Genomic DNA, 13,838 nt, shown 5'->3' with positions numbered 1-13,838 from the left:
GGTCATTGCATGAATGTATCGTCCGGGAGCCGTGAATAGGTGTCTATTTTCTACGGCTTTGCGACATTCAGGTAACTGGGCCACGTTGAGGGTTAAAACCCTAATGTTTCGAGTAAATCATCAACCTGATCTTGATTGGCAACAATACCTGCGACGGATTGGTTAATCTGAGGTCCATTTTTCAGATTATCTAATTTTTCAGCAGGAGATGAGGACGAGTTGGGCATATTTTCGACCAAGACGAGAATAAGCTCTTTTTCGACACTCTCTATCAGCGCCATCATATTTTGAATAACCTGACCGGTGAGATCCTGAAAATCTTGAGCCATCATGATTTCCATTAACTGCTCATTAGTCTTGCTGGCAATTTTCGGTGTGTTACTCAAAAACTCTCGGGTATCTGTTACCAATTCACGAGCCATGGGTAATTCAATTGGATCGTCAAACCATGCATCCCATCGTTCAGTTAGTGCGGTTGCATTGTTACTCAGCTCATCCTGAAGGGGACGCGCTATTTCCACGCAGTTTAATGCGCAATCTGCTGCTTTAGATGTTTTTCCAACCACATAACTTAAACGATCACGGGCATCAGGGATGGCTTCCGCGACATCCATAATTGCGCGATCTAAGCCAAAACTCGCCATACTGTCGCGTAATAAGCGCGTGAGGTGGCCAATACGGGAAAAAATATCTTTATCATTATCTTCTGAAGACTTACCTGGTAATGTATTCATGGCTTACCATCCGAGTTTTTCAAATATTTTGTTTAACTTCTCTTCGAGTGTGGCTGCGGTAAACGGCTTCACCACATAACCATTCGCACCCGCTTGAGCGGCAGCAATGATATTTTCTTTTTTTGCTTCGGCAGTCACCATCAGAACCGGAATTTTATTCAGATTCTCATCTTTGCGAATCTCGGATAATAATTGCAGCCCATCAAGATTGGGCATATTCCAATCGCTTATCACAAAATCAAATTTTGATGCACGTAACTTGGTTAAAGCATCCAGACCATCTTCTGCCTCATCAATATTCTTGAAACCAAGATCCTGAAGAAGATTACGAACGATTCGGCGCATTGTGGCGAAATCATCAATAACCAAGAAACGTAAATTCTTATCTGCCATGTATGTATCCTATAAATGTAAAATGCACCCAATGAAGGGTGCCCAATGAGAGTAGGGGGTAAGTTAAATTAAATTCTGCGAGCCTGACCGACAATGCTACTGAGTATGTGCTGGCTAATATCGTCGAGGTCTACAGTTTGGCAAGCTGCTCCGAGCGCAATCGCCTCACGCGGCATACCAAATACCACACAGCTTTTCTCACTTTGAGCCAGTGTGTGTGCACCGGCTTTACGCATCTCTAATAACCCGGCGGCACCGTCGTTACCCATGCCAGTCAAAATTGCGCCCACTGCATTTTTCCCCGCAGATTTGGCGACGGATTTAAACAAGACATCAACCGCTGGACGATGGCGATTTACCGCAGGTAACTTATTCAAACTTATATGGTAATTCGCACCACTACGGATGAGTTCCATATGCAGATCCCCCGGCGCGATATAGGCATGGCCAGGCAATACGCGATCACCATCTTCAGCTTCTTTTACCGCTATCTGACAGAGATTGTTAAGGCGCTCGGCAAAAGAGCGGGTAAATCCTGGTGGCATATGCTGAGCTATCACGATGCCAGGGCAACTGAGTGGCATTGGCATTAATAACTGCCGTAAGGCCTCTGTGCCGCCAGTGGATGAGCCGATCGCAATAATCTTTTCGCTACCCACCAATGGGATAGTCAGGGCTTTAGGTGGACTGGTCAGTTTGCCACTACGTCGCACCTGAGCACGCGAGGCTATACGGATTTTTTCTGCAATAATTTCAATATATTGCATCATTCCATCCTTAAGCCCCATTTGTGGCTTAGTGACAAAATCTACCGCCCCCAATTCCAACGCACTCAGTGTTATCTCTGAACCTTTACCTGTCAGGGAAGAGATCATAATGACGGGCATCGGGCGCAGACGCATGAGACGTTCCAGAAAATCCAGACCATCCATACGCGGCATCTCTACATCCAACGTTAATACGTCGGGGTTATAAAGTTTGATCAAATCTCGGGCAATAATAGGATCTGGCGCAGTAGCCACCATTTCCATATCAGGTTGTTGATTCACAATATCGCTCATAATACTGCGTATCAACGCCGAATCATCAACACAAAGTACAGTTATCTTTTTCATAATGTCTCTTGAGCCAGGTAATACACTGACTGCCCACGTAGACGGAAAGGCCCATTCATATTGTTAAAATGTTCAGAATGGCCAGCAAATAAAATCCCTCCCGGTTTCAGCATCCGGGCAAAGCGGGACATCAACTTTTCCTGTGTTTTCTGATCGAAATAGATCATGACATTCCGACAAAAAATAGCGTCAAAGGGCGCAGGAATATCCCAATTTGGATCGAGTAAATTAAGTTGTTGATACTGAATAGTTGAGAGCAATTCTTTTCTTACTTTCACTAAACCCGCTTGTGCTCCGGTTCCCTGCAAAAAATAGTTTTTTCTTTGATCCTGGGTCAGGCTTTCCAGATCGGATAATCGATAAACCGCATTTTTTGCTTTACCTAACACCTCAGTATCTATATCTGTCGCCCATACTCTTGGACCGGCAATACTGGAACCTAATTTCTCATGCAGTGTCATTGCAATAGAGCAAGGCTCTTCCCCTGTCGAGGCCGCCGCGCACCACACGGTATAATTTGACCCTCTGCTACGGGCATGTTCGGCCAAGATAGGGAAGTGGTATGCCTCCCGAAAGAATGACGTCAAATTAGTTGTTAGCGTATTGATAAAGGCTTGCCACTCATCGCTATTCTTATCTGATTCGAGCCGCACTAAATACTCGGTAAAACTGGTCATTTTTAAATCACGTAACCGCCGAGAAAGGCGGTTATAGACCATATCCCGCTTCTGATTATTTAATACAATCCCTGCGCGTTGATAAATTAACTCACTGATCTTTTGCAGGTCTTTATCTGAGAGCTCTTCCTGAATACGTAATTTTGTATTATTCAATTTTGAATTTCGCCAATGTTTCTGCTAGATAATAACTGTACGCATGTAAGATTGAGAACATCTCAATACTGCTGTATCTTGGTGCGGGCATTTAGTGAAAAAGAGCCGATTCTGCTTCGGGAACTTAGAAGTCACAGATGCCTACGGAAAATAGGGTGAAAATTATCAGTAGACTATATTGCTTATTAACAAATATGTTAGGCAGTTTACTTACACTGACATGTTCATGACTTCTTGGTACGCACTAACTAATTTATTACGCACCTGAACACCTAAATTTAATGCCAGAGATGACTTCTGCAAAGAAACCATTACGTCATTAAGACCAATGTCAGTTGCGCCTGTCAGATAGTCTTGTGACTGACTTTTAGCCTGGGTTTGTATTTCATTGATACTATTAACACTGCTAAACAGTATGTCAGAAAATTGTAGTGGTTTTTCAACACCTTGACGATCTGAGATGAATGGCGATCGTTGAGTGTTTGAAACTTGCTGGGCCTGGAAGTTAATTTGTTCCAGAACACCACTGATCGATTGAATAGACATCACTAATTCCTTTAAATCTACGTATTGAGATTTACTTGCTTTTCTTACTTCGTATTTAATAACCAAAGCTTAACATAGCAAGCTACAAATAAAATAATCCGATAAGCTGACGAAAATTTCAGCTTATCGAGACTTAAAAAAAATACAATTAGGGGATAATACGCGACTTGAATTATGTCAGTGTATTTACCGCTTCGTTTCTTCATCCCCGTAACCGGAGTGCTGATTCGCAATAACACGTCTATATTGCGTCATTAATTTTTTTACAGGACTACGGCATGAATGCCACGACAAATGGTATCAAAAAAACCAGTACAGCTAATCTTATGGCAGTATTAGAACGTATTCGTTCCAGCCCTAAGATTATTCTGCTTATCAGTGCTTCAGCGGCCATAACGCTTATTATCGCACTATTATTTTGGGCAAAATCACCGGATTACCGGGTTTTGTTCAGTAACATTACGGATCAAGATGGTGGGGCTATTGTCTCGCAATTGGCACAAATGAATGTGCCCTATCGTTTTGAAGATCGTGGCGGGGCGATTATGGTGCCTGCCGATAAAGTCTATGAAGCTCGCCTCAAACTTGCTCAACTCGGATTACCCAAGGGCGGAGCCGTTGGGTTTGAATTACTGGACCAGGAAAAGTTTGGTATCAGCCAATTTAGTGAGCAAGTTAACTTCCAGCGTGCGTTGGAAGGGGAGTTGTCACGCACGATTGAAACCCTTGGCTCAGTCAATGGCGCTCGTGTGCATTTGGCTATGCCAAAGCCCTCAATGTTTGTTCGTGAGCAAAAACAGCCATCCGCATCAGTGACCGTCCGTCTGAATAATGGGCGCTTACTGGAAGGCGAACAAGTAAGTGCGATCACTTATCTTATTGCCAGCGCAGTACCGGGTTTGAGTGCCGATAGCGTCACGATTGTGGATCAAAACGGTCGTCTGTTAACGCAGCGTGGGGGCCAAACGACTCAGACCTCGCAGCTTAAATTCACCAGTGAAGTGGAAGCTGATTTTCAGCAGCGTATTCAGTCGATTCTGTCCCCAATTGTTGGGCGCAATAACGTCAAATCGCAGGTGACAGCACAGCTTGACTTCACTTTACACGAGCAAACGGCTGAACAATTTCAACCGAATACGGCACCTGATCGGATGTCGATCCGCAGCAGCCAATCCAGTGACGCTGAGCAGGGCGGCAAGGGTGGTGTGGGTGGCGTACCGGGCGCATTAAGCAATCAACCCTCGCTTCCTGCGACTGCACCGATAACTCAAGCGGCTACGCCGACGGCACCTGGCGCGACTGGGGCGGCAGGTGCAGCAACAGCAGGAGCGACAGGGGCCAAAGGTGGCGCGGCGACAGTCGCAACTCCGATACCTTTCAACAATCGTCGGGATAACACCACCAACTACGAACTTGATCGAACACTGACTCACATCAAGCGCAGTACCGGCAGTATCGAACGTCTCTCTATTGCTGTCGTGATTAATTACTTACCGACCGCAGAGGGTGAATCTGCCCCTCTACCCAAAGAGCAGATGGAGCAGATCAGCGCATTAGTGAAAGAGGCCGTAGGATTTTCTGCGGAGCGTGGTGACACGGTAAATATTGTTAATTCTCCTTTCAACAATGTTGAAGAGGAGGTTGCACCGCCATTTTGGCAGCAAGCCGGCTTTATTAATCTGTTAATGGCGGCGGGTCGCTATTTATTGGTGGCGATTGTGGCTTGGCTATTCTGGCGCAAGGCTATCAAACCTGCATGGCTGAGAAACCAAGAACTGATATTGGCTCGTTTGGAATTAGAGAAAGAAGCTCGTCAGGCAGAACTGGATGCGCATAAGCGTAAAGCTGAAAGTGGTGAAAGAGCCAAAGCGGAACAACGCGTCGAAGCTGAACTTAATACGCAGAATCTGCGGGAATTGGCAGAACAGGAGCCTCGGGTTGTTGCTCTGGTCATTCGCGAGTGGATTAACAAGGAGCTGAAATCATAATGAATGCCTCTGATAAAAGTGCAATTGTCATGTTGACACTCGGTGATGGACTGGCTGCTGAAGTATTCAAGCATCTCAGTACGCACGAAGTGAAACAAATTAGTGGGTCGATGGTCAACATGGGCGGTTTTACCCATGAACAGCTTAGTTCCGTCCTGAAAGAGTTTCAGCGCGACTCCAGTGAGTTTGCAGCACTGAGTGTCAATACCAATGATTACCTGCGCAGTGTGCTGGTGAAAGCATTAGGTGAAGAGAGAGCATCGAGCTTACTTGAAGATTTACTGGATACGCAAAATGGCACAAATGGTATTGAGACGCTGAACTTTATGGAGCCTCAGGTGGCATTCGATTTAATTCGTGACGAGCACCCGCAAATTATAGCCACCATCCTTGTTCACCTTAAACGTGGGCAAGCTGCTGATGTATTGAGCAAATTTGATGATCGTGAACGTAATGACATTATGCTACGTATTGCTACTTTTGGCGGTGTTCAACCGGCGGCACTGCAGGAGCTGACAGAAGTGCTCAATGGTCTGCTGCATGGACAGAACTTGAAACGTAGCAAAATGGGTGGGGTACGCCCTGCGGCTGAAATTCTTAACTTGATGAAATCTCAGTTGGAAGAGGCTGCAATTGAGGCTGTTCGTGAATTTGACCAAGAGTTGGCACAGAAAATTATTGATGAAATGTTCTTGTTCGAAAATCTGGTTGGAATTGAAGATCGCAGTATTCAGCGCATTCTCCAGGAAATTGAGAACGAGTCACTGATCATCGCCCTTAAAGGAGCCGATGCGGCACTTCGCGATAAGTTCTTCCGAAATATGTCCAGACGTCAGGCGGAGATAATGATGGAAGATCTTGGTTCTCGTGGGCCAATTCGTATGTCTCAAGTCGAAGCTGAACAGAAGAGTATCCTATTGATTGTTAGACGGTTAGCTGAATCCGGTGATGTGGCAATTGGGGGCAGTGACGATGCCTATGTCTGATAATGAACCAAAACTCGACTGGCAAAGCTGGCAGCCGCAGAATTTACTGGGTGAATATGATCAGTCTGAGCATGAGATTATTGAGTCGGCAAGCCCCCATCATTCCGATGAGCTACTGCAGGCTGAACTCTCACGGCTTCGCCAACAAGCGGAACAAAAGGGGTTTGCCAAGGGACAGGCCAGCGGTATTGAAGAGGGAAAAAAGCAGGGCTACGAAGCTGGGTTTAGCCAAGGACAAAAAGAGGGCTTCGAACAGGGGCTTACCGAGGCAAATCTACAGCAAAGTGAAATAGGGGCGCGTTTTTCCACACTGCTTGAAGCGTTTCGGGTAGCTCTGGACAACCTTGATAGCGTGATTCCATCCCGCTTAGTGCAATTATCCTTAACTGCTGCTCGCGCGATCTTGGGTAAGAATATTGTTTGTGACAATGAAGTGCTGCTAGAAAAAATTCAGCAGTTGCTACAAGAAGAAACCCTCTTTAAGGGAAAAGCACAGTTATGGGTTAACCCTGCGGATGTCGACATCGTTGAGCAAAACGTCGGTAAGTCACTTGAGTCATTGGGATGGGAGTTGCGTTCTGACGCGCAAATTCTACCCGGCGGCTGCCGGATAACCTCGGCGGAGGGGGAGTTCGACGCGACAATGACAACGCGCTGGCAAGCGCTGTGTGAACTCGGACGTGAGGATTATCCCTCATGACCCTGCGCCTAAAAAACTGGCTGGATGCCATTGATAGAAAAGAGAAACAGATCATCTCGCTGCCGCCTTTCCAGCAATATGGAAAATTAACGCGGGCAACAGGATTGGTGATGGAGGCTGTTGGCCTGAAATTACCCATTGGCACTCTTTGCATTGTTGAGCGAAATAGAGGTAATGGCACGGATAAAATAGAAAGTGAAGTTGTTGGTTTCAATGGTGAAATCCTGTATTTGATGCCACTTGAAAATGTTGATGGAATTCTACCTGGGGCGCGGGTTTATGCGTTTGAAAGTGGTGCCGGTATCACCAAGGGGAAACAGTTACCGTTGGGGCCGGAACTCTTAGGCCGAGTACTGGATGCGAGTGCACGACCACTTGACGGGCTACCGCCCCCAGGTTGTGCAAAGCACGGATCCTTATTTACGCAACCGGTTAACCCACTATTACGAGATCCAATTAAGCATGTGCTGGATGTCGGCGTCAGAGCCATCAATGGGCTGCTGACTGTAGGACGAGGCCAGCGCATGGGGCTGTTTGCCGGTTCTGGGGTGGGGAAAAGTGTGCTACTCGGCATGATGGCACGCTATACCAAAGCTGATGTTATCGTCGTAGGACTTATCGGCGAGCGTGGCCGAGAAGTGAAAGATTTTATCGAAAATATTCTAGGTGAAGAGGGGCGAACTCGCTCCGTGGTTATCGCGGCACCTGCGGATGTCTCGCCTATATTGCGTATGCAAGGCGCGGTATACGCCACCCGTATTGCTGAGGACTTCCGTGATCGGGGCATGGATGTACTGCTCATAATGGATTCGCTAACACGCTACGCCATGGCACAACGTGAGATCGCCTTGGCCATTGGTGAACCACCTGCAACCAAGGGTTATCCCCCATCAGTGTTTGCAAAATTACCTGCCCTGGTGGAGCGAGCGGGTAACGGCGTCAAAGAGGGTGGGTCAATCACCGCATTTTATACGGTGTTGACCGAGGGCGATGATCAACAAGATCCGATAGCAGATTCCGCTCGCGCCATTCTTGATGGGCACATTGTTCTATCACGGCGGCTTGCTGAATCCGGCCACTATCCGGCCATCGATATTGAAGCATCAATAAGCCGCGCAATGACAGAGTTGATTGACGCAACGCATTACAAAAAAGTGCAGTCTTTTAAGCAGTTACTCTCATCATATCAACGAAATCGTGATCTTGTCAGTGTCGGGGCTTATGCGGCAGGCAGCGATCCATTACTGGATAAAGCCATCCGCTTATATCCCGATATGGAGCGTTTTTTGCAGCAGGTCATCTATGAGAGTAGTGGTTATGAGGAGGCCTGCGACAGGCTTTCTGACATGTTTTCCGACAGTTCTAATATGAGCAATTAATCATGGCAATTACCAGTCCAATGGATGTCCTACGCGATCTTGCAGAGCAAACGTTGAGTGACACTACTGTTCAATTAGGCAAAGTGCAGCAAGTGTACACTCAGGCCACGATACAACATGAACAACTGGAAAGTTTCGAATTGGAATACCAGCAGCAACTACGCGCCAATATTTCAGGTAAAGGTATTCTGATAGCTGACTTGCTAAACCGACAATCTTTTATTGATTCACTGGGGCAGGTCGTCAAACAACATGCCGGCCATGTGGAGAAATGCCAGAACTCGGTCGAAGAGACATTATTGGATTGGAAACGTGATAAGAAACGTCTCAACGCCTTTGAGACACTGAAAAGCAGAGGCGATGCGGCGAGACTATTAAAAGAGAATCGTCTGGAACAGAAGATGATGGATGAATTTGCACAACGTGCCAGTATGGGGAAAAAAATATTATGATCGTCAATGCCATACCTGCCATTACTGGATTGACCGCAAAAAACAATCAACAGGCTGCAACAGCAGACGGCTTGGATTTTTCTACAACGTTGGAAAATATGCTCACTCCAGGCCCTGTGAAAAAGGCGTCGAATGCTGAACTCGTGCAACCTGAACAGCAGCTTCCTGGCCTGATAGAAACAGTGGAGAGACCTGATTACCCGGACACTATTGATGCAGAGTTGATCGGTATGATTGCCGAAATATCCGATGAAGAGCAGCAGCCCGAGACCCCGGCTCTCCAAGATCCACAGCTTCAACATTTGCAGCAGTTAGTGGTTAATGTCGCATTGGGTGCCGCGACAACACCAGTAATCACGGTGACCCCCGCCCCTGTTGAATTGACAGATGAACAGGGCGCAGAGGAGATGGCGGACACGGATCCTGATCTTGCCAATTCACAAGGTCGGGAGCGGCAGAGTAACCCCGCCGCAATGAGTGATAACAGCATTACGAAAAGTTTCACCCACTCTTTGCCGGAAGTCCTACAGGGGAAGCAGATGGCAGACAAAGCAGCAACTGAGCAGCGCGATGCTTCACTTCCACGGGCGAATGATGGCGCGGCGTATCTCAAAGAAAATGCATTGATGCCAGTAAACTCACCACTCAATGTGCCAACACCATTGACACAGGACAGCCAGCTACCACAGACGTCGGACATCACCCTACGACCACATTTGTCTGCGGCTCCTGATGTGTCCAGCTCCCAGCCAGTCTCAACCACCACATCACCCACCGTGTTGAGTCAAGGATTAGGGACACCCGCATGGCAACAAGCCTTGAGCCAACAATTGTCTTATTTTTCGCGCAACGGCATCCATAATGCGGAGTTACGGCTGCACCCTGAAGAGTTAGGCGCTTTGCAAATTAACCTACGGATGAATAGTGATCAGGTACAGTTGCATTTTGTGACGGAAAATCATCAGGTACGTGCGGCCCTGGAGGCCTCAATGCAAAACTTACGTACCTCATTGGCAGAATCAGGCATTAATTTGGGCCAAAGTAGCGTTGGCGCTGATTCATCCTCATCGTGGGGGGCGTTTTCTCAATCTGATAGAGCAGCAAAACAGCACGATCTTGATGATGAAAGCATCAGACAACTCCCTGAAGAGACAGGTGAAATTAATATCAGAACGGTGAATTACACCAGTGGAATAAATACATTTGTTTAGCTAATTAACTCATCAAGCGAATTGGCGGCAGTAATTCAATTTCTTTAGTGAATTGCCCTAGAGGTTAACTGTAATAGAATACTCTGCTCATTCGAATGCCTTCTGTTATTGGCATTCGAAGTATTTTATAACAGGATTTTTTTTAAAATGACAAAAAATAACACCAAAATTGCCAAAGGAGGGAAAAAAAGCTCTCTGGTGATTTTGTTTATGATGTTAATTACCATAGGTGCATGCGCCTTGGCTGGTTACACTTTTTATGAAATGAAAAATATCAAGGCTCATGTATCCGGTGATAACAACGATACGGTAGCGACACCAATATCTGAACCTATTATTCCATTATATATACAAATGGATACGTTCACCGTTAGCCTTAAACCGACACCAACTGATGATGGTCGTGTATTGCATATTGGCTTGACCTTACGGGTGAAAGACGAAAATTCAAAAGTATTGATAGAAAAATTCTTACCGGAAGTACGTAGTCGATTGCTTATACTTTTAGCACAGCAAACAGCAGAAAACATATCGGCTGATAAAGGGAAGCAGCAATTAATTGAAAAAATTAAAAGCGTTGTTAGTGAGCCACTTACACCTAATCAGAGTGTGGTGATTACTGATGTATTATTTAATGCATTTATTTTACGGTAAATCCTATGTCTGACAGCATATTATCTCAGGCTGAAATAGACCGCCTTTTAAATGGCGGCAGCAATACCGAAAATGAAAGTATAGCAAACAATAGAACATTGGATGAGGGCATCAAGCCTTATGATCCAAATACACAGCGCCGTGTTGTTCGTGAGCGTTTGCACTCTCTGGAAATTATTAATGAACGTTTTGCTCGCCAGTTCAGAATAGGGCTATTTAATCTTTTGCGTCGTAGCCCAGATATAACTGCCGGAAATATTAAAATACAGCCGTATCATGATTTTGCGCGGAATCTTCCCGTGCCGACCAACCTTAATCTGGTCCATATGAACCCCCTGCGCGGTACTGCACTTTTTGTTTTCTCGCCGAATTTGGTATTCATGGCTGTAGATAACTTATTTGGTGGTGATGGCCGATTTCCAACGAAAGCGGATGGGCGTGAATTTACGCCAACAGAGCAGCGCGTCATTAATCGCATGCTAGCCATGGCGCTGGAAGCCTATGATTTTGCATGGAGCTCTATTTTTAAACTGAAAACTGAATACGTTCGTGCAGAGATACAGGTGAAATTTACCAATATCACTTCATCACCGAACGATATTGTTGTGACAACACCATTTTATGTAGAAATAGGCCCGCACCGGGGAGAGTTCGATATTTGCATTCCTTTTAGCATTATTGAACCTTTACGCGAACTGTTAACCAGTCCGCCAATGGAAAGCTCAAGACAAGAAGAAAAACAATGGCGAAATACACTTGCTTCTCAGGTCAGAGAAACTGAACTTGAATTGGTGGCAAAATTTGCAGATATATCAACTCGTCTTTCTAATATCATGAGCATGAAAGAGGGCGATGTTATCCCAATAGATAAAAAAGAAAGTATTGAAGCCTGTGTTGATGGCGTTCCGGTATTTTCTGGTAAATACGGTTACATGAATAAGCAATATGCTCTCAAAGTTGAGAAAATATTAAATCCGGCGCTATTATCTTTAAAAAAGGAGTAATTCCCTCATGAGTGATACCACATCCTCGTCAGATGCTGATAAGCAATCCATTGATAATCTTTGGGGGGACGCTATGAGTGAGCAACTGGCCGCAGATAGCTCACCACCAAAGGATAATCTGGTGCCTAATTTTTCTGAAGATCTTGATTTAATTCTCGATATTCCAGTTAAAATGACCGTTGAATTAGGTCGGACTAAAATGACTATCAAGGAGTTACTGCGCCTCAGTCAGGGGTCTGTTGTCTCTCTGGAAGGTTTGGCGGGTGAACCGTTGGATATTCTGATCAATGGCTATTTAATTGCCCAAGGTGAAGTTGTTGTTGTTTCCGATAAATTTGGCATCCGCATTACAGATATTATTACACCTTCAGAAAGAATGTATCGCCTGAGTCGATGATGAATACCCAAACAATACACTCGATGAGTGAGGCCACAAACTCTGGCTCAATATTGGCCACTGTCGGTGGTTCATTGATACTTATATTAATGATTATCACTGCTATTGCATGGATTGCTCGCCGAACTGGATTGACTCCGCGCTTACCTAAAGGAAACCAAATACTTTCAGTTGTATCCAGTTATTCACTGGGGCAGCGTGAACGTATTGTCGTGGTAGATATAGGTGATAAAAGATTATTACTCGGTGTTACCACTAGCCAAATCAGTTGCCTGGGGACATTTGATCAGTTTGATGATCATGCTATGACTCCTGAACCATTATTATCCGGCGATTTTCAGTCAACTCTGCTCGGTATGTTAAAAAAACGCAAAGCAGGGCCTACAGCATGAATATTTTGCCAGCACAGCGCATCAATCCATGGATGCTCTTGGGAACAGTCACCCTATTAGTTTTGGGATTATTGCTACCAATACAGAGTGTGTGGGCGGCAAATGCTGATTTGATGGTCGCGCGTTCTGCTGATGGAGAGAATTGGTCATTGCCTGTGCAGACGTTAGTCTTACTTACGTCTTTAACATTTTTACCTGCCATCTTGCTAATGATGACAGGGTTTACCCGTATTATCATTGTATTAGGATTATTACGTAATGCGCTTGGTACGCCGTCTACCCCCCCTAATCAGGTACTACTGGCATTGGCTCTATTTTTGACTTTCTACGTGATGTCACCTGTTTTTAATCAGATATATAAAGAAGCTTGGCAACCTTTGTCCGAAGACAAAATCTCCATGGAGACTGCGCTGGAAAGAGGTGTTCAGCCTCTGCGGGTATTTATGTTGGAACAGACAAGGGAAAGCGATCTGGCTCTTTATGCGCGTATGGCGAAAGAGGAGAATTTCCAAAGCAAGGACGATGTTCCTTTGCGGGTTTTACTCCCGGCCTTTGTGACCAGCGAACTTAAAACAGGTTTTCAGATTGGTTTCACTGTGTTTATTCCTTTCCTGATCATTGATCTCGTTGTTGCCAGTGTCTTAATGGCGCTGGGTATGATGATGGTTCCTCCTGCAACAATCTCATTACCCTTCAAATTAATGCTGTTCGTTTTGGTTGACGGTTGGCAGCTATTAATGGGTTCCTTAGCACAAAGTTTTTTTAGTTAAACAGGATAAGAAAATGACACCAGAAAGCGTGATGGCGATGGGCTTTCAGGCAATCAAAGTGGGGCTGATGATTGCCGCGCCATTACTATTTGCTGCATTATTTACTGGGCTTATTGTCAGTGTTTTGCAGGCTTCCACTCAAATAAATGAAATGACATTGTCATTTATACCCAAAATATTAGTTATCATTGCTGTTGGTATAATTTTGGGGCCCTGGATGCTGAGTGTCTTTCTTGACTACACACGCACACTCTATAGCAATTTACCCTATGTCATTGGATAAC

At 45.4% G+C, this 13,838-nt stretch carries 17 protein-coding genes; 12 read left to right on the top strand and 5 right to left on the bottom strand.

The annotated features are described in order from the left end of the window. Window positions 1-92: 92 nt before the first annotated feature. The 5 genes from cheZ to fliE form a co-directional block, all read right to left on the bottom strand. Entirely contained in the window at window positions 93-734 is a 642-nt protein-coding gene (cheZ, locus tag HRK25_RS03500; RefSeq protein ID WP_005271021.1) for a protein phosphatase CheZ, read from the bottom strand. A 3-nt stretch (window positions 735-737) separates the two neighbouring features. Further along, the gene (cheY, locus tag HRK25_RS03495; RefSeq protein WP_005271024.1) at window positions 738-1,127 is read right to left on the bottom strand and encodes a chemotaxis response regulator CheY; all 390 of its coding nucleotides are present in this window, start codon (window positions 1,125-1,127) and stop codon (window positions 738-740) included. A gap of 68 nt (window positions 1,128-1,195) precedes the next feature. Continuing rightward, a complete protein-coding gene (locus HRK25_RS03490; RefSeq protein ID WP_032896481.1) occupies window positions 1,196-2,242 on the bottom strand; it encodes a protein-glutamate methylesterase/protein-glutamine glutaminase in 1,047 nt (348 codons plus the stop codon). Next, entirely contained in the window at window positions 2,239-3,075 is an 837-nt protein-coding gene (locus HRK25_RS03485; protein ID WP_005271032.1) for a CheR family methyltransferase, read from the bottom strand. The genes HRK25_RS03490 and HRK25_RS03485 overlap by 4 nt, the downstream gene beginning before the upstream one ends. Window positions 3,076-3,285: 210 nt before the next feature. Then, on the bottom strand, window positions 3,286-3,621 hold the full coding sequence (fliE, locus tag HRK25_RS03480) for a flagellar hook-basal body complex protein FliE (protein WP_005271033.1): 336 nt from the start codon (window positions 3,619-3,621) through the stop codon (window positions 3,286-3,288). A 278-nt stretch (window positions 3,622-3,899) separates the two neighbouring features. On the opposite strand from fliE, the gene fliF reads away from it, so the two are divergent. The 12 genes from fliF (at window position 3,900) to fliQ (ending at window position 13,837) form a co-directional block, all read left to right on the top strand. Further along, window positions 3,900-5,609: a flagellar basal-body MS-ring/collar protein FliF gene (fliF, locus tag HRK25_RS03475; protein ID WP_005271034.1), complete on the top strand. Its 1,710-nt coding sequence runs from the start codon at window positions 3,900-3,902 to the stop codon at window positions 5,607-5,609. Beyond that, window positions 5,609-6,595, top strand: coding sequence for a flagellar motor switch protein FliG (gene fliG, locus HRK25_RS03470; RefSeq protein WP_080375792.1), 987 nt, complete (start codon window positions 5,609-5,611; stop codon window positions 6,593-6,595). The genes fliF and fliG overlap by 1 nt, the downstream gene beginning before the upstream one ends. After that, entirely contained in the window at window positions 6,588-7,295 is a 708-nt protein-coding gene (locus tag HRK25_RS03465; RefSeq protein WP_081444592.1) for a flagellar assembly protein FliH, read from the top strand. Before fliG ends, HRK25_RS03465 begins: the two co-directional genes overlap by 8 nt. Continuing rightward, complete coding sequence (gene fliI / locus HRK25_RS03460) at window positions 7,292-8,674, top strand: flagellar protein export ATPase FliI (protein WP_032896488.1); 1,383 nt, start codon at window positions 7,292-7,294, stop codon at window positions 8,672-8,674. Before HRK25_RS03465 ends, fliI begins: the two co-directional genes overlap by 4 nt. A 2-nt stretch (window positions 8,675-8,676) precedes the next feature. Next, complete coding sequence (gene fliJ, locus HRK25_RS03455; protein ID WP_032896490.1) at window positions 8,677-9,126, top strand: flagellar export protein FliJ; 450 nt, start codon at window positions 8,677-8,679, stop codon at window positions 9,124-9,126. After that, on the top strand, window positions 9,123-10,337 hold the full coding sequence (locus tag HRK25_RS03450; RefSeq protein ID WP_050413668.1) for a flagellar hook-length control protein FliK: 1,215 nt from the start codon (window positions 9,123-9,125) through the stop codon (window positions 10,335-10,337). The genes fliJ and HRK25_RS03450 overlap by 4 nt, the downstream gene beginning before the upstream one ends. 147 nt (window positions 10,338-10,484) lie before the next feature. Continuing rightward, window positions 10,485-10,991, top strand: a complete 507-nt coding sequence (gene fliL / locus HRK25_RS03445) for a flagellar basal body-associated protein FliL (protein ID WP_005271039.1) — start codon at window positions 10,485-10,487, stop codon at window positions 10,989-10,991. Window positions 10,992-10,996: 5 nt separating this feature from the next. Next, the gene (gene fliM, locus HRK25_RS03440) at window positions 10,997-11,995 is read left to right on the top strand and encodes a flagellar motor switch protein FliM (protein ID WP_005271042.1); all 999 of its coding nucleotides are present in this window, start codon (window positions 10,997-10,999) and stop codon (window positions 11,993-11,995) included. A gap of 7 nt (window positions 11,996-12,002) precedes the next feature. Continuing rightward, window positions 12,003-12,392, top strand: coding sequence for a flagellar motor switch protein FliN (gene fliN / locus HRK25_RS03435; protein ID WP_005271045.1), 390 nt, complete (start codon window positions 12,003-12,005; stop codon window positions 12,390-12,392). Then, on the top strand, window positions 12,389-12,784 hold the full coding sequence (gene fliO, locus HRK25_RS03430; protein ID WP_080375791.1) for a flagellar biosynthetic protein FliO: 396 nt from the start codon (window positions 12,389-12,391) through the stop codon (window positions 12,782-12,784). The genes fliN and fliO overlap by 4 nt, the downstream gene beginning before the upstream one ends. Window positions 12,785-12,897: 113 nt before the next feature. Further along, window positions 12,898-13,554: a flagellar type III secretion system pore protein FliP gene (gene fliP, locus HRK25_RS03425; protein WP_072083905.1), complete on the top strand. Its 657-nt coding sequence runs from the start codon at window positions 12,898-12,900 to the stop codon at window positions 13,552-13,554. Between the two features lie 13 nt (window positions 13,555-13,567). After that, window positions 13,568-13,837, top strand: coding sequence for a flagellar biosynthesis protein FliQ (fliQ, locus tag HRK25_RS03420; protein ID WP_005271048.1), 270 nt, complete (start codon window positions 13,568-13,570; stop codon window positions 13,835-13,837). Window position 13,838 lies beyond the last annotated feature (1 nt).

The organism is Yersinia bercovieri ATCC 43970 (genome assembly GCF_013282745.1).
Classification (GTDB): Bacteria; Pseudomonadota; Gammaproteobacteria; order Enterobacterales; family Enterobacteriaceae; genus Yersinia; species Yersinia bercovieri.
The sequence above is the reverse complement of the archived record's forward strand: the minus strand, read 5'-3'. Positions and strand labels throughout refer to the sequence as shown.

Bases quoted from the DNA above. Each gene is read 5' to 3' on its own strand.
- fliI (WP_032896488.1), top strand. From the start codon at position 7,292: ATGACCCTGCGCCTAAAAAACTGGCTGGATGCCATTGATAGAAAAGAG.
- fliO (WP_080375791.1), top strand. From the start codon at position 12,389: ATGATGAATACCCAAACAATACACTCGATGAGTGAGGCCACAAACTCT.
- fliN (WP_005271045.1), top strand. From the start codon at position 12,003: ATGAGTGATACCACATCCTCGTCAGATGCTGATAAGCAATCCATTGAT.
- fliJ (WP_032896490.1), top strand. From the start codon at position 8,677: ATGGCAATTACCAGTCCAATGGATGTCCTACGCGATCTTGCAGAGCAA.
- fliL (WP_005271039.1), top strand. From the start codon at position 10,485: ATGACAAAAAATAACACCAAAATTGCCAAAGGAGGGAAAAAAAGCTCT.
- cheY (WP_005271024.1), bottom strand. From the start codon at position 1,127: ATGGCAGATAAGAATTTACGTTTCTTGGTTATTGATGATTTCGCCACA.
- fliF (WP_005271034.1), top strand. From the start codon at position 3,900: ATGAATGCCACGACAAATGGTATCAAAAAAACCAGTACAGCTAATCTT.
- HRK25_RS03450 (WP_050413668.1), top strand. From the start codon at position 9,123: ATGATCGTCAATGCCATACCTGCCATTACTGGATTGACCGCAAAAAAC.
- fliP (WP_072083905.1), top strand. From the start codon at position 12,898: ATGGTCGCGCGTTCTGCTGATGGAGAGAATTGGTCATTGCCTGTGCAG.
- fliM (WP_005271042.1), top strand. From the start codon at position 10,997: ATGTCTGACAGCATATTATCTCAGGCTGAAATAGACCGCCTTTTAAAT.
- cheZ (WP_005271021.1), bottom strand. From the start codon at position 734: ATGAATACATTACCAGGTAAGTCTTCAGAAGATAATGATAAAGATATT.
- fliG (WP_080375792.1), top strand. From the start codon at position 5,609: ATGAATGCCTCTGATAAAAGTGCAATTGTCATGTTGACACTCGGTGAT.
- HRK25_RS03490 (WP_032896481.1), bottom strand. From the start codon at position 2,242: ATGAAAAAGATAACTGTACTTTGTGTTGATGATTCGGCGTTGATACGC.
- fliQ (WP_005271048.1), top strand. From the start codon at position 13,568: ATGACACCAGAAAGCGTGATGGCGATGGGCTTTCAGGCAATCAAAGTG.
- HRK25_RS03465 (WP_081444592.1), top strand. From the start codon at position 6,588: ATGTCTGATAATGAACCAAAACTCGACTGGCAAAGCTGGCAGCCGCAG.
- fliE (WP_005271033.1), bottom strand. From the start codon at position 3,621: ATGTCTATTCAATCGATCAGTGGTGTTCTGGAACAAATTAACTTCCAG.